Here is a 17,444-nt window from a genome sequence, read left to right on the forward strand (position 1 = left end):
TCGCAAGCCCCGAAGGGGCGTTTGGCCCCGCCAATTGTTGCGGAACCGCAATCCTGATCTATATTGGGTTGTACAGAGGGAATGATGGCGCGCCAGGAACACGAGGACCAGCCCGTAACGGGCACCCGCTCCACCGGGGCGCCCAGCGTCGATCCCGCGTCGATCTCGGTCCCCGACGACCTTACCCAGTCGATCGACCACAGCCCGCTCGCCGGCTGCCTCACCGATCCCAAGTTGCCCGACAACCCGATCGTGGCCGTCAACGACGCGTTCTGCGCCCTGACCGGCTTCGACCGGTCGGAAATTCTCGGGCGAAACTGCCGTTTTCTCGCGGGTGACGAAACCGAGCCTTGGCTGACCAAGGAGATTACCGACGCGGTCGCTGCAAAGCGGCCGGTGCTGGTCGAGATCCTCAACTACAAGAAGGACGGCAGCCCGTTCCGCAACGCGGTGATGATCGCGCCGATGTACGACGCCTCGGGCGACCTCATCCACTTCATCGGCACCCAGATGGCGGTCGAGGAGGACGAGCGAGGCCCCAGCCTCGCCGCCCACGAACGCGCGGTCGCCAAGGTCAACGCGCTCTCCCCGCGCCAGCGCCAGGTCCTCGAAGGCGTCGCCAAGGGGCTCCGGAACAAGCAGATCGCCTACGAGCTCGGCCTGGCCGAAAAGACGGTCAAGATGCACCGCGGCATCCTCATGGACCGGCTCGGCCTGAAGACCAGCGCGGAGCTGGTGCGCGTGGCCGTCGAAGCGGGTCTTTAGACCACATCACTTTGTCCGTATTTGTCAATTAACGCAGGGGTTTATCGTGCTCCCAATGGGTGTCAGGCCCATGGGCGCGCGATTTTTCTCCCTTGTTCGTCGTGCACCCGTGCGTCCGGCATCCAGCCAAAAGCCCGGCTTGGGCCGCTCGTCCGCAAGGGCGGGAGGCAGCCCTCTACCGGTCGGGCGGCGTGGCCGGGACAAGCGCCCTCTCTCGGCCACGCCATCGATGGTGCCGTCCGCCGACCAGATCACCGGCGGGCGGCATCTTCATTTCCGGGGCAGGAAGATCTCCGCCAGCATGCAGCGCGCCGACCCGCCGGCCTTTTCGACCGTGGGGATATCGAACGGCACGATCTTTCCTGCGCGCCCGATCCGCGCCCGCTGCGCCTGCGACAGCGCCGCCAAGGCGGTCGTCGAACAGGCGATCACCGCCCCCTCACGCCCCTCCAGCGCCAGCATGTTGCCCGCGAACGCCCCGATCTCGCCCCCCGAAAGTGCCATGATCTCGTAGCCGCCCTCCGCGAGCCGCGCTTCGAGCGCCGCGCGCCCTTCGCCGACCATGTCGAGCCCGACCAGGGCGAGCCCCGGCAGCAGCGCCATCACGACATTGGTGTGATAGATGGCGCGCCCTTGCGCATCGCTCGCATCGAATTGGCAGGCCTCGTACCCGAAATCGCTGCAGAAGCGCCCGAGAAGCTCTTCATCGGATCGCGGAGAGCGCGCCACGTAGGCCACCCTCGCCGACCGGTCGAGTACCATCGCCCCGGTGCCTTCGAGAAAGCGTCCTTCGGCCTCCGCCACGCTGTAATCGACCACATCGCCCAGCGCGAACCGCTCGGCGAGCAGCGCAAGGATATCCTCGCGCCGTTCCCCGCGCCGGCTCTCCGCCCGCATCGGATAGAGCGCGACACGTCCGTCGCGGTGCGTCGTCAGCCAGTTGTTGGGAAACACGCTGTCGGGCGTCGCGTCGCCCTCGTCCTCGGCCAGCACGACCTCGACCCCCGCCTTCTCGAGCGCCGCCGCCACGCGCGTCACCTCGTCGAAAGCCCGCGCCGTGTCCTCGATCGCGCCCGCGCGCTGGAAATGATTGTCGCTCGCCGTCTCCGCGTTCACGCGAAAGCGATGCGGCCGCACCATCAAGGCGGCGCGCGCGTACGTTGTGTCAGGCACGCGCATCTGGGCCGATCCCGCGCGTGCGCCAATAGTCCGCCAGCCCGATCCCCTCGCACAGCTCTCCCCAGCGCGGGTCGCGGTGCAGCACGCGCGAGGGCGGCGTGAACAGGTTCATCGTGCGCCGCCAGAATTGCGCATTGATTTGCGGACCCTCGGGCTGCTCCCACAGCGAGCTTACGGTGGGGCCGCGCCGCAACAAGAGTCCGTCGCACACCGCATAGGCGGCATCGATCTCGTCCAGCATCGCGAGCCCCATGATGGCGTGCGTCGCGGCGCTCGGAGACCCTCCGGCGAAGGCGAGCATCGTGTCGCGCGCCTCGATCCGGTCTGCGGCTGCACGGCTGTCGAGCGCTTTCATGAACGGCCGCCAGAATTGGTCGACCGGAGGGCCAGCCGAGGCGGGTCTGGACGACGTGTCGTCGAGCATCGAAAGCACCGCGCCCGTCCGTCCCGTGAAGGCGAAGACGAGCAGCCGCGCATGCCACACGCCGGTATGTAGCGGCCACGTGACGAGCGCCCGGTCGAGGATGCGATCCGCCTCCCGCGTGTCTCCCGTCACCCAGGAGGCGAGCGCAGCCTTGAAATTCACCGCCGGGGAACCGGGCTCCATCGCGAAGGTGCGCATCCTCATGGCATGGCTGTCGGAGGAGCGTCCGACCGCCTGGAGCAGCAGCGAGAGCGCATTGAGCGCGTAGAACTGGTCGGCATCGTCGGCCAGCACCGCGCGCAGCTGGTCCTCGACCTCGACCCAATGGCTGAAGTCGGGATGCAGCGTCGCCAGCGCGACGCGGGCATGGGGCTCGGCTGCATCCAGCGCGAGCGCGCGCCGTGCCGCCATCGACGCCCGCTCGACCATCGCGGTCACCTCGCCCGGCGGCGCCATCTCGGCCAGATCGCGGCATGCGTAGGCGAGAAGGCCCCAGGCCTTGGGATCGCGCGTCTCGTCCGCCACGGCTCGCTCGAGCAGCGAACGCGCCTCGGCCACCTGCTCGATCCTCCCGTCGCGAAGAATCCTGTCGGCGCGTCCGACAAGGTCGGCGGCGCGGTTCGCCCGACGCCGCTCGAGCGTCCACCAGGCGCCCCCGCCCAGGGCGAGCACGGCCGCGGTCCCGATCCCCGCGATCGCGGTCCGCCGGTCCGTCCCGGGCGGTGTCTCCGCCGCCTCGTCCCCCTCGACGCTCAGCCGGTAGCCGGTGCGCGTGATCGTCTCGAGCCGGACCGCCGGATCGGGCGCGAGCGCCTTGCGCACTCCGGCGATCGCGCGGTTGAGGCTGTCGTCGCCCACGGGCACGCCCCAGACCTGTTCGAGCAGCATGTCGCGCGAGACGACCTCGCCCCGATGCCGGGCGAGAAGCACCAGCACCTGCATGAAGCGCGGTTCGAGGCTGCGCTCGCCCGCCTCGCCGACGACGGTCCTGCGTGCGGGACTGACGGTCAGCGTGCCGAGCGCGAAATCGGGAAGGGCAAGCAGGTCGGAAGGCGTCAGCATTCGGCAATTCCCGCCCATCAGGAAGCAATCGGAAAATCATCATGGATGATCGCCCGGTCCCGCTCAAGCATCCGCATCGAGTTCACGGACATTTGTGGGAGTGATGGCGATGACGAAGATGACACGCTTCTTTCCGGCAGCAGTCACCGCTTGCGCGCTGGCTGCCTGCGGGGGATCGGGTGGGACGGTGGCCTCGGCGCCGCCGCCCGCGCCTGCCCCCGCGCCGAACCCTGCGCCCCCACCCCCGTCGTCGACTGCGAGGGACGGGGAATTCCTCCAGATCCTCGATCTCTCGTCGTCGCAGGCGCTCGCCGTCGTCACCAACCGGGGCCCCTCTTACGACCTCAAGGTCCGCTACGATGCGGACCAGCAGATCTACCTGATGGACTTCCCGGGCCTCGAGGAAGGCGGCCTGTACGCGACGTTCGAGACCAGTCCCGGCGTGTTCGAGAGCACGCTCGCCGATCCGGCCAATCCCGACCGTCGCCTCGATATCTACATGAGCGTGTACCGCCCCGACAAAAGCCAATATTCCGCGCAGGGGTTGGCCTCGACCCCGATCTACAATCCCGATGCCGTCTTTTTCGCGATGGGAACCCCGACCCAGCCCCTCGCCATGCCGACGTCGGGTCAGGCGACCTACGAATTCCAGGCCATCGGCGGCAGCACGCTCGACTATGTCGGCGGGACCGGGGCGATGACCTTCGATTTCGGCATCGGCTCGCTGTCGGGCTATTTCGACGTCGAGGCGGTCAGTTACGACTATGCGAGCATGGGAAGCGAGACGTCCGACCTCGGCCGCTACGACTTCGTCGCGACCGTCTACAGCGCCGGTGCCACGCAATTCTCGGGCGGACTTCTCAATGGCGCCAATGGCCATTCCGGCTCGTTCTCGGGCCTTTTCACCGGCCCGGTGGCGAGCGAGCTGATCTCGAACTGGTCGCTGACCTATTCGCAGGCCGCCGACCCGACCATCACCAGCACCGCGGCGGGCGTCTGGGTGGGCATCCGGAAATAGGGGCGGAAAGGACTGGCTGGGGTGGCAGGAGTCTAAGCCGCAGCCAAGGTCGATCTAACCCCTTGAAACCACTGGATTGTAGCACCGCGCTGCAGCCCTAGGGGGCACAATCGGGGGACACAGGCTATGTCCCCTGATTTCCTGCATTGTTAGCCGGCGATTAGCGGGGCGCAAGACTCCCTCGCATATCGGCAAGCCATGACGCTCGAGCGCTCTCACGGTCCCGGTCAGTCCCGAGCTGGCGATCGACCTTGCCCCAACCGAAACGGGTCAGCTTGCGGGGCAGGATCATGACGTGAGCATGCGGTGGGTTGTCGCTGCCCATCCGGAACGGCGCATGCAGCACCAGGATGAGCGGGAGCCCCCTGCCCTCGACAAGTTCGCGGCGAGCCCACGCACGAGCCTGTTCGTAAGGTCCATGCAGGTTGGCCGCTTCCTCGAAGCGCAGGGTGACCTGCGCGAGCGCGAGGCTCTCGTGGGCCGGATACTCATCCTCGAAGTTCTGCACGAGGAAATCGACATGAGCGAAGAGCTGAGGCGCATCGGCCGGCAGGAGAACCTCCACCCGCTCTGCGGTATCGATCTTGCCCTCCTTCGCCGCAGGACGGCGCTTGGCGAGGATCTTGGGCGAGATTGGCTCGCGCACCCCCTTGCCGGTCTCCCAGTTGAGACGAGCGAATGTGAAAGCATCATCAGGCTCCCCGTCCCAGAAGGACTTGAGCATGATGGACTTCGGCGTCTTGATCTTCGACTTCGGCATCAGAACCATCCCGCGACAGCGATCTGAAGCATCTCGGCGCCAAATTCGAGGCCGCGGTGCTTGTCGGCCCAGTCCAGGTAGGGTGGGTCTTCCTCGATGCTGAGCCCGTCCTGCTCGAGCCTGACGCACGGGCCGTCGCCGACCGACGGGATCAGCCACGCGGTGCCCGTCGGACGAGGGATCCAGACCCGGTAAGCCAAGAGGAGGCGATCATCGCCCAACAACTTGGCGTCGAACGTTGCGTGGCACGGCTTGTCAGACGCTCGCACAATGATCAGGTCGCACGTAACCGCATTGGCCACAGCCAAGCCCTCGCGGATGACGAGTGGCCGCTGACAGCTCGTGCCGAGCACGACGACGTTCGCCTCGGCCATCATCACGCTGTGCTTGAGGTATGGATGGAACGTCTCGGGCTTCTGGTCGACCACCCCGTCGATTAGCATGCCGATGGCGAGCATGAGGCGCTTCACCTGGTCCCGCGGTTCGGAGATTGGGTCGAGCGGGAGACGGTCGAGCGGGCTTGGGACTTGTTGCATCTGCGATGCTTCCTTTTTCTCTGGCTGCCTATTCGCGACGACCAAGCCATCAGGTCGCGAGCAGCTTTCATCTCATTGGCTCAGTCAATGACCCTCCTCTTTTCCATTGAATCTTCCTCCTTCTTGCGGCGCTAGCCGCGACCGCTGCCGCGTTGACGCTCCAACCAGCGTTCGTAGTCCTGATCCAGGCCTGGAGCCGGAGGCCAGCTTCCATCCGCCTGGACATCCCGAGCCCTTTCAGGCTCGACCTTCTCGACCGATGGCTGACGTACAGGTTCGCGTAATGAAGTTCGCGCCTGTTCCGCGGCGGCTTCCAGCTTGCGTGCCGCTCTCGCTTCTTCCCGCATGCGGTCGAACTCCGATTTCAGCGCGGGGTCCTTCACCAACCAATTCAGGTGGGGATGGAGGTCTTCCGGGAAGTGCTTCCTCAGCGCCGATATCTGCTGGCCGCTGACCTGGCAGGCGTTTGGGTTTTTCTTAAGGATGTCACGAAAACGCCTGAGGCATTTCATGAGATAGGTCGTGAAAAGCTCATCGATCGGATCTTTCATGTGGTTCACGAAAAAGCGGTCCTCGGGTGTGAGCCGTTCTAAAGCGCTGGGAGCGAGGTGCGGGACACCATCGACGAAGATCACTGGGAAATTGTCGTTCTGCGCGACCCTGACGCGCATCGCGACCCGGGTGATTGCGGCGTCGCGATCCTCAGCATGGTTCGCCAGCGCTTCGGCCTTGAGTTGATCCCATCTGCCATCCAGTTCCGAAGGGAGCTGCTTCAAGGAGGGCGCGACAGGTACAGGTGGCCTGATTCCCGTGACGGCTTCGGCCTCAGCACCAAGGTCCTCGATCTCGCCCCGCACCTGACGGCTCTCGAAAATCCGACGCAAATGTCCCTGCGTCCGCTGATAGAGGATCGGGTTGAGCAGAACATCGAGATCGGCTTTTGCGATCCCCGGCACCGTAAATGGAGCTCCGGCTTCCGACGGAGGCTGGACCGGAAGGCCGTCGTCGATCCTCTGGATGATCGAAAGCCAGTGCCTTTCGTATGCAGGAAAATCCTCGTACATCTCGCTTACCTGGTGACGTTCGCGTTTCGTGAGGCGCGACCTCTGCTCGACTTTCTGGGTTTCGGAGGGGTCGACAGAAAGTTCTCTGGTCGATGGCGCCTCGCCCATCGCCTGAGCCAGTGCGTCAATCTCCTTCACGAGGCGCGCCGCTTTCGCTTGTTGGGCTTCGAGCCGAGCGTGGTCGAGTTCCCAACGCTGGAGATCCCGCAGAAACTCGCGATCGAGCATTTCCCGGTATTCCACTGCCTCCTTCAGCCGTTGAGCAATCTGGCGTTGCTGCCTCTCGCTTTTCGTACCCGCGTCGCCGCCGAGCAGTCGGCGGCATCTCTGTTCGGTTTTGTGAGCCCGCGAATACAATATTCCTTTCGTCAGCTGGATCTGCATGGCCTGACGCTCCCATCGCGAGAGCTCGCCGGCCATCTCTCGAAGGCTCGTCATCGAGCTGATCAGGTCGGCCGCCTTCGCGTGCGAAGTATTCTGAGCCTTCAGCGCGCCGATGACCTTTTCCCCGCTCTGAAGAGCTCTCGTACGCTCAGCCATCGACGCCTTGAGCGTCTCCTCGGTGCGATTGAAGGCACCCTGCCAGGTGCGCTCTGCATTGAGGACGCCGCCCTTGGTCGGTACGCCCGCGCCGTCGATTTTCTCGGCTCGACCAAGATGTATGCTCGGCTCCTGGTCAATTCCCAGAGCCTCAAAGGAGCGCGGGTCGAAAAGCCGATTACTTCCGTTCTCGCGGAGCAGACCGTTGCAGATCGAGGCGTAGTCCGCGCGGAGACCCTTCACGAATTCGCTGCCATGGTCCTTCAGGGATTGGCCATCGGCGGGCTGTGACACGCGTTCGCTCTTGTTTTGGCGCTTTTCCGCCTTCGACCGACCACGCTGTCCTGGGATCGGCGTGCGAAGTTCGAAATCCCAGCACCCCTCCTCGACCAGATATTCACATGGACGGTCATAAAACGCGATGTGGAGATGATAATTCCGGCGGTCGTTATGCTCGTCGGGCTCGTGGATAACCGCTGTGTACATGACACCGAGAGCATCAAGCCGTGCCGCAAAGGCCCGGAGAATTTCAAGGCGAGCTTCGTCCGAAAGGCCATCGGGTAGTTCAGCCACGATGCGATACTGAACACGACCGCCTCGCCCCGCACGCAGCTCGGCTGCTTTGTCAGTCCAGATGGCCTGGCGTCGCAGTTTTTCTCGAAATTTGTAGAAATATTTGCGCGGGATTTCGATTTCGACGGTCGGCTCAGACCATCTCCATTCGAGAACCTCTTGAAGCTTTGCACGATCTTCCTTTGACAAATCCTTGAACTTGACGAGAAAGCTGATCGCGCGCTCCCGCCGCTGGTCAGGGATCTTCGAAAGGTCGATGATCATGCGATCGCGCCGGGGAGTACGCTCCATCCGCACGACCGCATCCCAAAAGCGCTTACGCGCCGCGGGATCGCTGGAGATGTTGCTGATGATGGCGCGGGTCCCCGAGGCTCCGGCTTCAATATAATCGCCGTAGCCTTCGGGCTTGCTCTCCATGACTGCCCCGTCGCGACCGATATAGTCCTCATGGTCGCCCGGGGCTGAGACCTGGCCGCTACCACTGCCAGAGCTGATCACGGTCACGAAGGAAGGCTTGTTGTCTCCGTAGGTTGCTGCCTTGGACACGCTGATGAGGTTGAGGTGGAAGGTTGTCCTGCCCGACGCGCTGATCGGACGACCGTCATAAGCGACCGGGTAGCGGAAATCGGCGGGCAGCGAGTAGGCGCCACCGCGCTTCTTTTCTGGATCATCGACGAGTGGGCGAATGCGCACCACGCTCCGAACGAGGTCTTCGTCCTCAAGCTGGGCCTTCCTCGCCATACGCCGTATCAGCCGGTCGCGATCAATTTCCTCTTCGGTCACTCGACTTCCCCCTCGGGACGAATTGTATCAGTCGTCCAAGGGGGTCGGGAAGGGATTCACAAAATAAAATTAGTTACTTAGCTGTTAACCCTGATCGCTCGATCAGTCCCGACCAGCGCACCGCCGCGGTCGCCCACGCCCGCCTTTTCGGCCGTAAAAGTGAACGGCTGGCCATGAGGGCGTGCGGTGCAAAAACCACCGTAAAACTGATGCGTTCAGCTTTACGGAATTGCGCTTCTTTCATAACCGGACGGTTCGGAGAACCGCCCTCCCACTCCACATTCGGAATTCTCACAAGGAGTGTCGCCCCTGTAGGAACGACATTGAGCTATCTCAATGTCGTTCCTGTCGATCTGCACCAAGCTCAGCGTTGGAGGATCAGGAGCATGGTGAAGACGATTTCGATATGTGGTGGGGGACCCGCTGGGCTTGCCTTAGCTCGAAGCCTGAGTGGCAAGGGATTAGATATTTGCGTCATAGAGCGCCAGAATCACGAAAGCCTCAGCTCGCCCCCACCGGACGGACGCGAAATTGCGCTCACCTATCGCTCAATGGCAGCACTAAAGGAACTCGGCGCCTGGAATCGCATTCCCAGTGACGAAGCCTATTCGCTCGCCGAAGCCCAGGTCTTTGACGGTCAATCCCCGCTGGCGCTGGCCTTCGATCCGCAGGGCGGGAAAGCAGCGCGGCTCGGTTCGCTCGTCTCCAACCATCACATTCGCCGCTCGCTGTTCGAAAGTGTCAGCGAGCGGAGCGATATCCACCTGATGACGGGGCGTTCCGTCACCGGCGTCGTAACCGACAACCGGTCCGCACGAGTCACGCTGGACGACGAACAGGTCCTCGATAGCGACCTCGTCGTTGCCGCCGACTCCCGCTTTTCCGCAGTGCGCGGGATGCTCGGCATCCCGGCCCGAATGCACCGACTGGGCAAGTCGATGCTGGTCGGGCGCGTCGCCATTGAAATCGATCATGGTCATGTCGCGACGGAATGGTTCGATCATGGGCAGACGCTGGCCCTGCTCCCGCTCGGGCCGGGACAGGCGTCCGCGGTCGTGACGCTGGCCGACGGGGAGGCGGAACGGCTGGCAACACTGTCACCCGAAGCTCAGGGCGCAGAGCTGACGCGGCGCTATCACGGGCGCTTCGGCGCGATGACCATGGCCGGTCCGCTCCACCGCTACCCGCTCACCACCGCCTATGCACAGCATTTCGCCGGTACGCGTGCGGCACTGGTCGGGGATGCCGCCGTCGGCATGCATCCGGTCACCGCGCACGGCTTCAACCTGGGTCTCGCCAGCACGCAGCGCCTCTCGAAACTGGTCACCAGCGCTCTCCGGCGCTCGGGCGATCCGGGAAGCGCGATGATGCTGCGGCGCTATGAAATGGGCCATCGGGCGGAAAGCTGGCCGCTCTACCGCGCGACCAACATGATCGTCTCGCTCTACACCGATGACCGGCCCATTTCGCGCTCGTTGCGCAAGGCCGGATTGCGTGCAGCGCGCATGCCGATGGCCCGCCACCTCGTCTCGCATCTGTTGATGCAGGAGGCCTGATCCGATGAACAAACCCGGCGATCACTTCCAGCGTCTGATGGACGGGTACGAAATGTTCCGTGCCGTCGAATATGAGCGGCAACGCGAACGCTATGCTCGTCTCGCTTCGGAGGGACAGCGCCCACCGATGATGGTGATCGCCTGCAGCGACAGCCGCGTCGATCCGGCCACCGTCTTCCATGCTGCGCCAGGCGAAATGTTCGTGCTGCGCCATATCGCCGCGCTGGTCCCGCCGTGCGAAAAAGACGGACGTCATCATAGCGCCGCCGCCGCGATCGAATTCGCGATCACGCAACTGGAAGTCGAACATGTCCTCGTGTTCGGCCATGGCGGCTGCGGAGGGATAGCAGCCAGCCTGTCCGGCTGTTTCGACCATCGTGAAGAGGGCGAAGGCGGCTTCGTCCATCACTGGGTCGAGACCATCCGCCCGGAACGCGACCGGCTGGAGGAAACCATGCCTGACGCAAGCGAAGAAGAACGACAGCTGGCGCTGGAACTAGGGTCGATCAAATTGTCGCTCGCCCGCTTGCGCGAATTTCCCGGCGTTGGAGACCGTGAAGCGCGTGGTGTGCTCCATCTTCACGGCGCGCATTTCGATATTCGTAGCGGGACGCTGCGCATGCTGGTCGATGGCGACGAGGAGTTTCAAACCATCGCCGTCGACGAGGTCGAAAAGGTTTGATCTGTATCAGGGCGCGGCCGCGAAGCGCTGGCTAATCCGAAGTCCGGAGGAAGCAATGGAAGTCTATTTTCTGGGAAAACTGGGCGACATGATCGCACGCCGGATCGAAGTCGAACGACCGAAAGACGTGCGGACCGCTGGCCAGTTTCGCGAATGGCTGGGCACCCAATATCCTGGCGCGGCCGCCGCCCTTGCCTCCCCGCGCCTCAAAATCGTCGTCGACGATGAAATCGTGCTTCCCACCGCGTCGGTGAGCGGAGCCAAAACGGTCGAATTCTTCCCGCTCGTGTCGGGCGGCTGAAACGATGGCCGCATCTTGCACTCTGGCCAATGATCCGTTCGATCCGGCGGAGGAATTGCGCCTGTTTTCGGCGGACGCGACCGGAGTGGGTGCGATTGCATCCTTCACCGGGGTCGCACGGCCCGACGCTGCTGATGGTAGCGCGGTCCATTCCATGTTTCTCGATCACCACCCCCGCATGACCCAGCGGTCCATAGAGGAGATTGCAGGCGATGCCGCCGGGCGGTTCGACATTGTCGGCACGCGGATTATCCATCGCTGCGGGACGATCGAACCGAACGAACCGATCGTGTTCGTCGCCGCTTCGTCCAGGCATCGCCGTGCGGCGCTGCAAGCAGTCGATTACATGATGGACCGGCTCAAGACCGAAGCCTTCTTCTGGAAACGCGAACAACGCGACAGCGGGGCACACTGGATCGAGCCGACCGATACCGATTATCAGGACAGGGAGCGCTGGACATCATAATGGCCGGAATCGACGAAAGACTGAGATTCTATCCGCTGCGGATCGCGGTAATCACCGTGTCCGACACACGCACACCCGAAACCGACAAGTCGGGCGACTATCTCGCAACCTCGCTTGTCGAGGCAGGCCATGAACTGGCGGGGCGCGCGATCGTCCAGGATGAGGTCGAAGCGATCCGGAATCAGATTCGCAAGTTCGTCGCCGATCCCGCCGTCGATGTCATCCTTTCGACAGGTGGTACCGGTTTCACGCCGCGCGACGTCACCCCGGAAGCGGTCCGCCCACTTATGCGCCGGGAAATGGACGGCTTCTCCGTGCTGTTCCATCTTGCGAGCCGTTCGACCGTCGGCCTGTCGACGCTCCAGTCGCGCGCTTTAGCGGGTCAGATCGAGGAGAAATTCATCTTCTGCCTGCCCGGTTCGCCCGGAGCGTGCCGTGATGGCTGGACGCACATTCTCGTCCACGAACTCGATAGCCGCTACCGCCCCTGCTCCCTGGCCGGGCAGGTACCGCGCCTCAGGAATTTGTGCGCATGAGCAAGTTGACCCATCTCGATGAGCACGGACGTGCGCGCATGGTCGATGTTTCCGGCAAGGAAACGACCGCCCGCATCGCCCGCGCCAGCGGCTTGCTGATCTGCAAAGCCGAAACGCTCGCCGCCGTGCGCGAGGGACGGGCGCCCAAGGGTGCGGTTGTTTTAACGGCGGAATTGGCGGGGATCATGGCTGGGAAACGGACCGCCGACCTCATCCCGCTGTGCCACCCGCTGCCGCTGACCAAGGCGGTGGTGACGATCGAAATGGACGATGCGTTACCGGGTTTCCGCGTTACCGCAGAAGTGCGCACGCAGGGTGTCACCGGGGTCGAAATGGAAGCGCTGACAGCCGTGTCCGTTGCCTGTCTTACTTTGTTCGACATGCTCAAGGCAATCGACCGCGAGATGGAGATCGGCTGCATCAGGATTGAAGCCAAATCTGGTGGAAAATCTGGGGACTGGACCCGTTCATGATCATTCTCGACGCCGCTTTTGACGCGGTGAAAAAAGTCGCACACCCCCGTGTTCGTGCTCCGTTGGCACCTCACAAGGCTCATGGTCATGTACTGGCCGCTCCAGTCGTGGCTGCGGTTTATTCCCCGCCCTCGGATGTTTCGGCGATGGACGGTTATGCGGTGGTCGAGGCTGACCTCACCGCCCTCCCCGTACGTCTCCCAATCTCGCACAAGATTTTCGCCGGTGCAGGTGATCCTGGAACAATCGTACCAGGTCAGTGCGCACGGATTTTTACCGGCGCACCCATGCCCGCCGGAGCGGATCGCGTGATCGTTCAGGAAGTGGTCGTACGGGAAGGCGATGACGCCTTGTTCGCCCAGCCCCTGTCCTCCTCACGCCACGTCCGGCTCAAGGGCAACGATTTCAGCTGCGGCGATACACTGCTTGATGCCGGGACGGTGATGGGCCCCCGGCAGGTGGTGGCTGCGGCCGCCGCCGATCAGCTGATGGTCGACTGCTGGCGACGTCCGCGCGTGCGGATCCTGGCGACCGGCGACGAGCTGGCCGAACCCGGCACCGCACGCAAACGTCCGGGTACGATTCCCGAAAGCGTCTCTTACGGCATCGCCGCATTGGTCGAACAATGGGGCGGGGAAGCTGTGGGCACGACCCGTCTCGCCGACCAGCGTGACGGGATGGAGCGGGCTGCGGCGCAAGCCGTCGAGGGGGTCGACCTGGTCGTCGTGACCGGTGGGGCGTCGGTTGGTGAACGCGATTTCGCCAAGACGATGTTCGAACCGCTCGGTCTCAAGCTGTTCTTCTCCAAGGTTGCCATGAAACCGGGCAAACCTGTCTGGCTGGGCCGGGTCGGCGATGTTCTGGTGATGGGCCTTCCTGGCAATCCCACCTCGGCCATGGTCACCGCGCGCTTGCTGCTGGCGCCGCTGATCGCCGGACTATCGGGTCGTGACTGCGATACGACGTGGCACTGGCGGGCGCATGTTCTTGCCGCGCCACTGCCTGCCAATGGCGAGCGCGAAAGCTTCGTACGGGCGCGCCTGCTCGACGATGGAACGGTCATGCCTGTCGGCAATCAAGATAGCAGCGCGCAGCATGCCCTTGCGCAGGCCGATCTACTTCTGCGCCGTCTGCCGAACGACCCTGCGCTCGATGCGGGTGAGGCCATTTCGGCGCTCGATTTCTAGTCAAGCATTGCCTCTGCTGCCGCGAGGTCGCACTCGTCATTGATGTTGAAGAACGGGTCGCGTTCGTCCGTGGACCATTCGATCTCGACCGCCGCGACCGCCTCTGCCAGCCCCATCAGAGATCGCCGTCCGCTGGCGCAATAATGCGGTAACTCGGACGCGAGCCGGTCAAGACGCCAGAGCGAGCAGACTGGATGGCGATGCCCCCCGCTCGACGCGATGGCGCAGCCGTTTTCCGCTCCCAACCCCTCGCCCAGCCTCTCGAGGAGGTCCTCGGGAAGGAATGGCATGTCCGCCGGGATCAGCAACAGGCGCTCCGCGCCTTCGCGAACGGCGAATTCGACACCGACAGCGAGCCCAGCCAGCGGGCCGTCGAGATCGAGACGGTCCTGCAGCACTCGCGCGTTCGGTGTTCCGTTGTCGCGGCAGGAGCGCAGCGCAACTGCTGGCGCGTCATCCCACTGCCGCGCAATCGCGACCGCACGGTCGATGAGCCGTTCACCGCCCAACAGGCGCGCGGGCTTGCCACCGCCCATCCGTCGCCCCTCGCCACCCGCGAGGATCAGGGTGAACAAGGAGCTGCTCATGTCAGCACCAACTTGGCCCCGGCGATGAGCAGCACCACGCCCAACCCCTGCAACACGCGTTTCTTGTCGAGCCTGCGCGAGCCGAGCCAGCTGCCGATGATCGCGCCCCCCCCGACCGCCAGCGCGAACCAGGGCAGTTCGGACGGAAGATAACCCAGCGAGCCATAATTACCCGCCAGTCCGGCAATCGAATTGATCAGGATGAAGGCCGCCGCCACACCCGAGGTGCGCCGCGCACCTTCCCAGCCAAGCAGCAGGATCAGCGGGCTGAGGAAGATGCCACCGCCCGTGCCGGTCAACCCGGCCAGCGCACCCAGCCCGGCCCCGACGGGCAGCGCGATGGCGAGCCTTGGCGGGCGCGGCGTCTGGCCAGCCGTCGCGGACGGATTCCAGAACAGCTTGATCGCGGCCAGCCACAGCAGGACACCGACAAGAGGTCGGTAGAATCCATCCGAGATCGGCAGACTTCCGGTGAAATATGCCGCCGGCGCGGCGGTGACGACAAACATGGCGAGCAGACGCCAGTTGATCTGTCCGGCAGACGCATAGCGCCAGGTCGCGATTCCTGCCGCGACTAGATTGAGCGACAAGGCCGTCGGACGCATGGTTTCGGGCGCCAACGCGAACAGCGCCATGATCGCGATGTAGGCCGATGCGCCCCCGTGGCCGACCATCGAATAGAGGATCGCGGCCACCCCCATCAGGAGCGTGATGACAATGACGGTCTCTTGTTCCACTTGCCCCCTATTTTCTGCAGCTTTTCCGGCCATTAGCCCCGCGCAGGACGGCGCAAATTGACCCAAATCATCAACTGCTCCGCTCGGCTTGGCTAGCCCTGATTCAACATCAATCCAATATGCCGGGAGGGCAAGAAAGTGACGAAGTTGATGACCGGTGTCGCGATGGTCGCGATCAGCATCATGGGGGCCGCCAGCGCCGTTGCGCAGGATACGAGCGGCGAATTCACCATCGATCCCATGACCGAAGTGCGTCTGCGCTATGAAAATGTCGATCAGCCAACGAGCGAAGCCGATGCACTGACGCTGCGCCTGCGCGCCGGAGCAACCGTGTCCAACGGCACCTTCACCCTGTTGGCCGAAGGCGAAGGCACGATCGGCCTGACACAGGATTACAACGCCTTCCCCTTCCCGATCGACGATGAACAGCGCCGGACGGGATATTCTGTCGTCGCTGACCCGGAGGGCATCGAACTCAACCGTCTCCAGCTTTCCTGGGCCAAGGACGGCAATGAAGTGACGATCGGCCGTCAGCGTATCAATCTCGATGACCAGCGCTGGGTCGGCTCGGTCGGCTGGCGCCAGAGCGAACAGACGTTCGACGCCGTGCGCGGTCAGTTCGGCGTCGGCAAGGTCAAGGCGGACCTCACCTATTCGAACAGCCAGCGGACGATTTTCGGATCCGAAGCGGGGCCGCGCACGGCCTATGACGGCGACTTCCTGTTCGGCGGGGTCAGCAGCGATTTAGGCAAGGTCCAAGCCAAGGCCTTCACCTATCTGCTCGACTATGACGAAGATTTCTTCCTCGCCAATTCGAGCCAGACCTACGGCCTGCTCGTCAACGGCAGCGTCCCGCTAGGCGGGAAGTCGACGCTTAAGCTCAAGGCCAGTTATGCCCGTCAGTCGGATTATGGCGACAGCCCGCTCGATTATGCCGCCGACTATTGGGCGTTCGAGGCCGGGACCGGTTTTTCGATCGTCAACATGACACTCGGCTATGAGCAACTGGGGAGCGATAACGGCACCGCCGTACGTACCCCGATGGCCACGCTGCACAAATTCAACGGCTGGGCCGACATGTTCCTCAACACCCCTGCCGACGGCCTTCAGGATCGCTATGCGGGCGTCGGGTTCGACCTTGGCAAGGTCGCCAAGACGATGAATGCGCAGATCGTCTATCACCAATTCGACAGCGATGTCGGTAGCATCGATTTTGGCTACGAATGGGATGCCTCCATCGGCGTCAAGGCCGGGGACATCGGACTGCTTGCCAAATTTGCGCGCTATCGCGCGGACGCGTTCGCGGTCGATACCGACAAAATCTGGTTGCAGGCCGAGTATAAGTTCTAGGTCTGTAAAGGGACGTCCCGTCTCGCGAGGCGGGGCGTCCCTACTCTTCGCCGAACCCTGCCGCGAGATCGGACAACATGTCGCGATCGAGAATTTCGACACTATTCTGGCTGACCAGGCGGATCAGTTTGCGATCACGCAGCTGCGCAATCATGCGGCTGACCGTTTCCTTGGTCAGGCCGAGATAATCGGCAATATCGAGCCGGTTCATCGGTAGGTCGACCTGGCGCTCGTCCTTGCCCGTCAACCGCTCGCGGCGGCAAAGGAGGTTCAACAGGAAGCTCGCGAGCCGCTCGGCCGCATTCTTACGCCCCAACAGGACCATCTGCTGCTGTGCTGCAGCCAGTTCGTGCGCGGCGAGGTGGAACAGTTCGCGTTCGACACGCGGATTGCGCTCGCAAAATTCGCCGAACTGCTTGCGCGAAAAAGCCCATAGTTCGACGCGTTCGAGCGCCTCGGCCGAAAAGGCATGTTCGTCCTCGATCGAAATGCCCAGAAAATCGCCCGGAAACATGAAGCCGGTAACCTGGCGACGGCCGTCACCGAGCAGCGAATAGAGTTTCAGCGCACCCGCCGAGACCATGAACACGCGCTCGACGCTATCGCCTTCGAAAAAGAGCGGCTGGCCGGCATCGAGTACCGTCATTTTGCCGATGCTGCGCATGTCGATCAGCGTTTCGGGGTTCAGGCGGCGGCAGAAACTGGCAGGCCGCACCTTGCAATCTTTGCATGGATGATCGGCAGGCAAGGGAATGATGGCCGGTTCTGGCATCTAGTCGTCCTGAATCCTCATAATTTGAGCGTGGTGCCGAAATGACTTGGCTCAATGCTCCATAGGCGATTGCGACTAGGCTTTGAAGCTCGA

Annotated in this window: 18 protein-coding genes; 10 read left to right on the forward strand and 8 right to left on the reverse strand. The window is 63.4% G+C overall.

Going from position 1 to position 17,444, the window contains the following annotated elements:
* The first annotated feature begins 81 nt into the window (after positions 1–81).
* Positions 82–765, forward strand: coding sequence for a LuxR C-terminal-related transcriptional regulator (locus NNY25_RS08710; protein WP_265570969.1), 684 nt, complete (start codon positions 82–84; stop codon positions 763–765).
* Positions 766–1,035: 270 nt separating this feature from the next.
* Here the strand turns inward: NNY25_RS08710 and ctlX are convergent, their stop codons facing one another.
* Entirely contained in the window at positions 1,036–1,938 is a 903-nt protein-coding gene (ctlX, locus tag NNY25_RS08715; protein ID WP_265570970.1) for a citrulline utilization hydrolase CtlX, read from the reverse strand.
* The gene (locus NNY25_RS08720) at positions 1,931–3,430 is read right to left on the reverse strand and encodes a winged helix-turn-helix domain-containing protein (RefSeq protein ID WP_265570971.1); all 1,500 of its coding nucleotides are present in this window, start codon (positions 3,428–3,430) and stop codon (positions 1,931–1,933) included. The genes ctlX and NNY25_RS08720 overlap by 8 nt, the downstream gene beginning before the upstream one ends.
* Positions 3,431–3,539: 109 nt before the next feature.
* On the opposite strand from NNY25_RS08720, the gene NNY25_RS08725 reads away from it, so the two are divergent.
* Complete coding sequence (locus tag NNY25_RS08725) at positions 3,540–4,448, forward strand: HupA family protein (protein ID WP_265570972.1); 909 nt, start codon at positions 3,540–3,542, stop codon at positions 4,446–4,448.
* Positions 4,449–4,608: 160 nt separating this feature from the next.
* Here NNY25_RS08725 and NNY25_RS08730 read toward each other — a convergent pair whose 3' ends face one another.
* From NNY25_RS08730 to NNY25_RS08740, 3 genes are all read right to left on the reverse strand, one after another.
* Positions 4,609–5,208 carry a hypothetical protein gene (locus NNY25_RS08730; RefSeq protein ID WP_265570973.1) on the reverse strand — a complete coding sequence of 200 codons (600 nt, stop codon included), beginning with the start codon at positions 5,206–5,208 and terminating at the stop codon, positions 4,609–4,611.
* A complete protein-coding gene (locus tag NNY25_RS08735) occupies positions 5,208–5,744 on the reverse strand; it encodes a hypothetical protein (RefSeq protein WP_265570974.1) in 537 nt (178 codons plus the stop codon). Before NNY25_RS08735 ends, NNY25_RS08730 begins: the two co-directional genes overlap by 1 nt.
* Positions 5,745–5,875: 131 nt before the next feature.
* Positions 5,876–8,704, reverse strand: coding sequence for a MobA/MobL family protein (locus NNY25_RS08740; RefSeq protein ID WP_265570975.1), 2,829 nt, complete (start codon positions 8,702–8,704; stop codon positions 5,876–5,878).
* A gap of 323 nt (positions 8,705–9,027) precedes the next feature.
* Here NNY25_RS08740 and ubiM point away from each other — a divergent pair, with 323 nt between their 5' ends.
* From ubiM to NNY25_RS08775, 7 genes are all read left to right on the forward strand, one after another.
* The gene (gene ubiM, locus NNY25_RS08745) at positions 9,028–10,260 is read left to right on the forward strand and encodes a 5-demethoxyubiquinol-8 5-hydroxylase UbiM (RefSeq protein ID WP_265570976.1); all 1,233 of its coding nucleotides are present in this window, start codon (positions 9,028–9,030) and stop codon (positions 10,258–10,260) included.
* Between the two features lie 4 nt (positions 10,261–10,264).
* Positions 10,265–10,942: a carbonic anhydrase gene (locus NNY25_RS08750; RefSeq protein WP_265570977.1), complete on the forward strand. Its 678-nt coding sequence runs from the start codon at positions 10,265–10,267 to the stop codon at positions 10,940–10,942.
* Between the two features lie 88 nt (positions 10,943–11,030).
* A complete protein-coding gene (locus NNY25_RS08755; protein WP_265570978.1) occupies positions 11,031–11,243 on the forward strand; it encodes a MoaD/ThiS family protein in 213 nt (70 codons plus the stop codon).
* A 4-nt stretch (positions 11,244–11,247) separates the two neighbouring features.
* On the forward strand, positions 11,248–11,709 hold the full coding sequence (locus NNY25_RS08760) for a molybdenum cofactor biosynthesis protein MoaE (RefSeq protein WP_265570979.1): 462 nt from the start codon (positions 11,248–11,250) through the stop codon (positions 11,707–11,709).
* Positions 11,709–12,245 carry a molybdenum cofactor biosynthesis protein B gene (gene moaB, locus NNY25_RS08765; protein ID WP_265570980.1) on the forward strand — a complete coding sequence of 179 codons (537 nt, stop codon included), beginning with the start codon at positions 11,709–11,711 and terminating at the stop codon, positions 12,243–12,245. The genes NNY25_RS08760 and moaB overlap by 1 nt, the downstream gene beginning before the upstream one ends.
* Positions 12,242–12,718 carry a cyclic pyranopterin monophosphate synthase MoaC gene (gene moaC / locus NNY25_RS08770; RefSeq protein WP_265570981.1) on the forward strand — a complete coding sequence of 159 codons (477 nt, stop codon included), beginning with the start codon at positions 12,242–12,244 and terminating at the stop codon, positions 12,716–12,718. The genes moaB and moaC overlap by 4 nt, the downstream gene beginning before the upstream one ends.
* Positions 12,715–13,905, forward strand: a complete 1,191-nt coding sequence (locus tag NNY25_RS08775) for a molybdopterin molybdotransferase MoeA (RefSeq protein ID WP_265570982.1) — start codon at positions 12,715–12,717, stop codon at positions 13,903–13,905. Before moaC ends, NNY25_RS08775 begins: the two co-directional genes overlap by 4 nt.
* Here the strand turns inward: NNY25_RS08775 and mobA are convergent.
* Together mobA and NNY25_RS08785 are read right to left on the reverse strand one after the other, a co-directional pair.
* Positions 13,902–14,480: a molybdenum cofactor guanylyltransferase gene (mobA, locus tag NNY25_RS08780; protein ID WP_265570983.1), complete on the reverse strand. Its 579-nt coding sequence runs from the start codon at positions 14,478–14,480 to the stop codon at positions 13,902–13,904. The two genes, NNY25_RS08775 and mobA, sit on opposite strands and share 4 nt — an antisense overlap.
* A gap of 8 nt (positions 14,481–14,488) precedes the next feature.
* The gene (locus tag NNY25_RS08785; protein ID WP_265570984.1) at positions 14,489–15,229 is read right to left on the reverse strand and encodes a sulfite exporter TauE/SafE family protein; all 741 of its coding nucleotides are present in this window, start codon (positions 15,227–15,229) and stop codon (positions 14,489–14,491) included.
* Between the two features lie 138 nt (positions 15,230–15,367).
* On the opposite strand from NNY25_RS08785, the gene NNY25_RS08790 reads away from it, so the two are divergent.
* Positions 15,368–16,579: an alginate export family protein gene (locus NNY25_RS08790; RefSeq protein ID WP_265570985.1), complete on the forward strand. Its 1,212-nt coding sequence runs from the start codon at positions 15,368–15,370 to the stop codon at positions 16,577–16,579.
* A 40-nt stretch (positions 16,580–16,619) separates the two neighbouring features.
* On the opposite strand, the gene NNY25_RS08795 is transcribed toward NNY25_RS08790, so the two are convergent.
* Positions 16,620–17,294, reverse strand: a complete 675-nt coding sequence (locus NNY25_RS08795) for a helix-turn-helix domain-containing protein (RefSeq protein WP_265570986.1) — start codon at positions 17,292–17,294, stop codon at positions 16,620–16,622.
* Between the last annotated feature and the right edge of the window lie 150 nt (positions 17,295–17,444).

Origin of the sequence: Sphingomicrobium nitratireducens, assembly GCF_026157035.1 — a bacterium.
GTDB classification, from domain to species: Bacteria; Pseudomonadota; Alphaproteobacteria; order Sphingomonadales; family Sphingomonadaceae; genus Sphingomicrobium; species Sphingomicrobium nitratireducens.

Excerpts from the sequence above, each read along its gene's own strand:
- NNY25_RS08710 (WP_265570969.1), top strand. The coding sequence starts at position 82 with ATGATGGCGCGCCAGGAACACGAGGACCAGCCCGTAACGGGCACCCGC.
- NNY25_RS08720 (WP_265570971.1), bottom strand. The coding sequence starts at position 3,430 with ATGCTGACGCCTTCCGACCTGCTTGCCCTTCCCGATTTCGCGCTCGGC.
- NNY25_RS08725 (WP_265570972.1), top strand. The coding sequence starts at position 3,540 with ATGACGAAGATGACACGCTTCTTTCCGGCAGCAGTCACCGCTTGCGCG.
- NNY25_RS08730 (WP_265570973.1), bottom strand. The coding sequence starts at position 5,208 with ATGCCGAAGTCGAAGATCAAGACGCCGAAGTCCATCATGCTCAAGTCC.
- NNY25_RS08735 (WP_265570974.1), bottom strand. The coding sequence starts at position 5,744 with ATGCAACAAGTCCCAAGCCCGCTCGACCGTCTCCCGCTCGACCCAATC.
- NNY25_RS08750 (WP_265570977.1), top strand. The coding sequence starts at position 10,265 with ATGAACAAACCCGGCGATCACTTCCAGCGTCTGATGGACGGGTACGAA.
- NNY25_RS08755 (WP_265570978.1), top strand. The coding sequence starts at position 11,031 with ATGATCGCACGCCGGATCGAAGTCGAACGACCGAAAGACGTGCGGACC.
- NNY25_RS08760 (WP_265570979.1), top strand. The coding sequence starts at position 11,248 with ATGGCCGCATCTTGCACTCTGGCCAATGATCCGTTCGATCCGGCGGAG.
- moaB (WP_265570980.1), top strand. The coding sequence starts at position 11,709 with ATGGCCGGAATCGACGAAAGACTGAGATTCTATCCGCTGCGGATCGCG.
- moaC (WP_265570981.1), top strand. The coding sequence starts at position 12,242 with ATGAGCAAGTTGACCCATCTCGATGAGCACGGACGTGCGCGCATGGTC.
- NNY25_RS08775 (WP_265570982.1), top strand. The coding sequence starts at position 12,715 with ATGATCATTCTCGACGCCGCTTTTGACGCGGTGAAAAAAGTCGCACAC.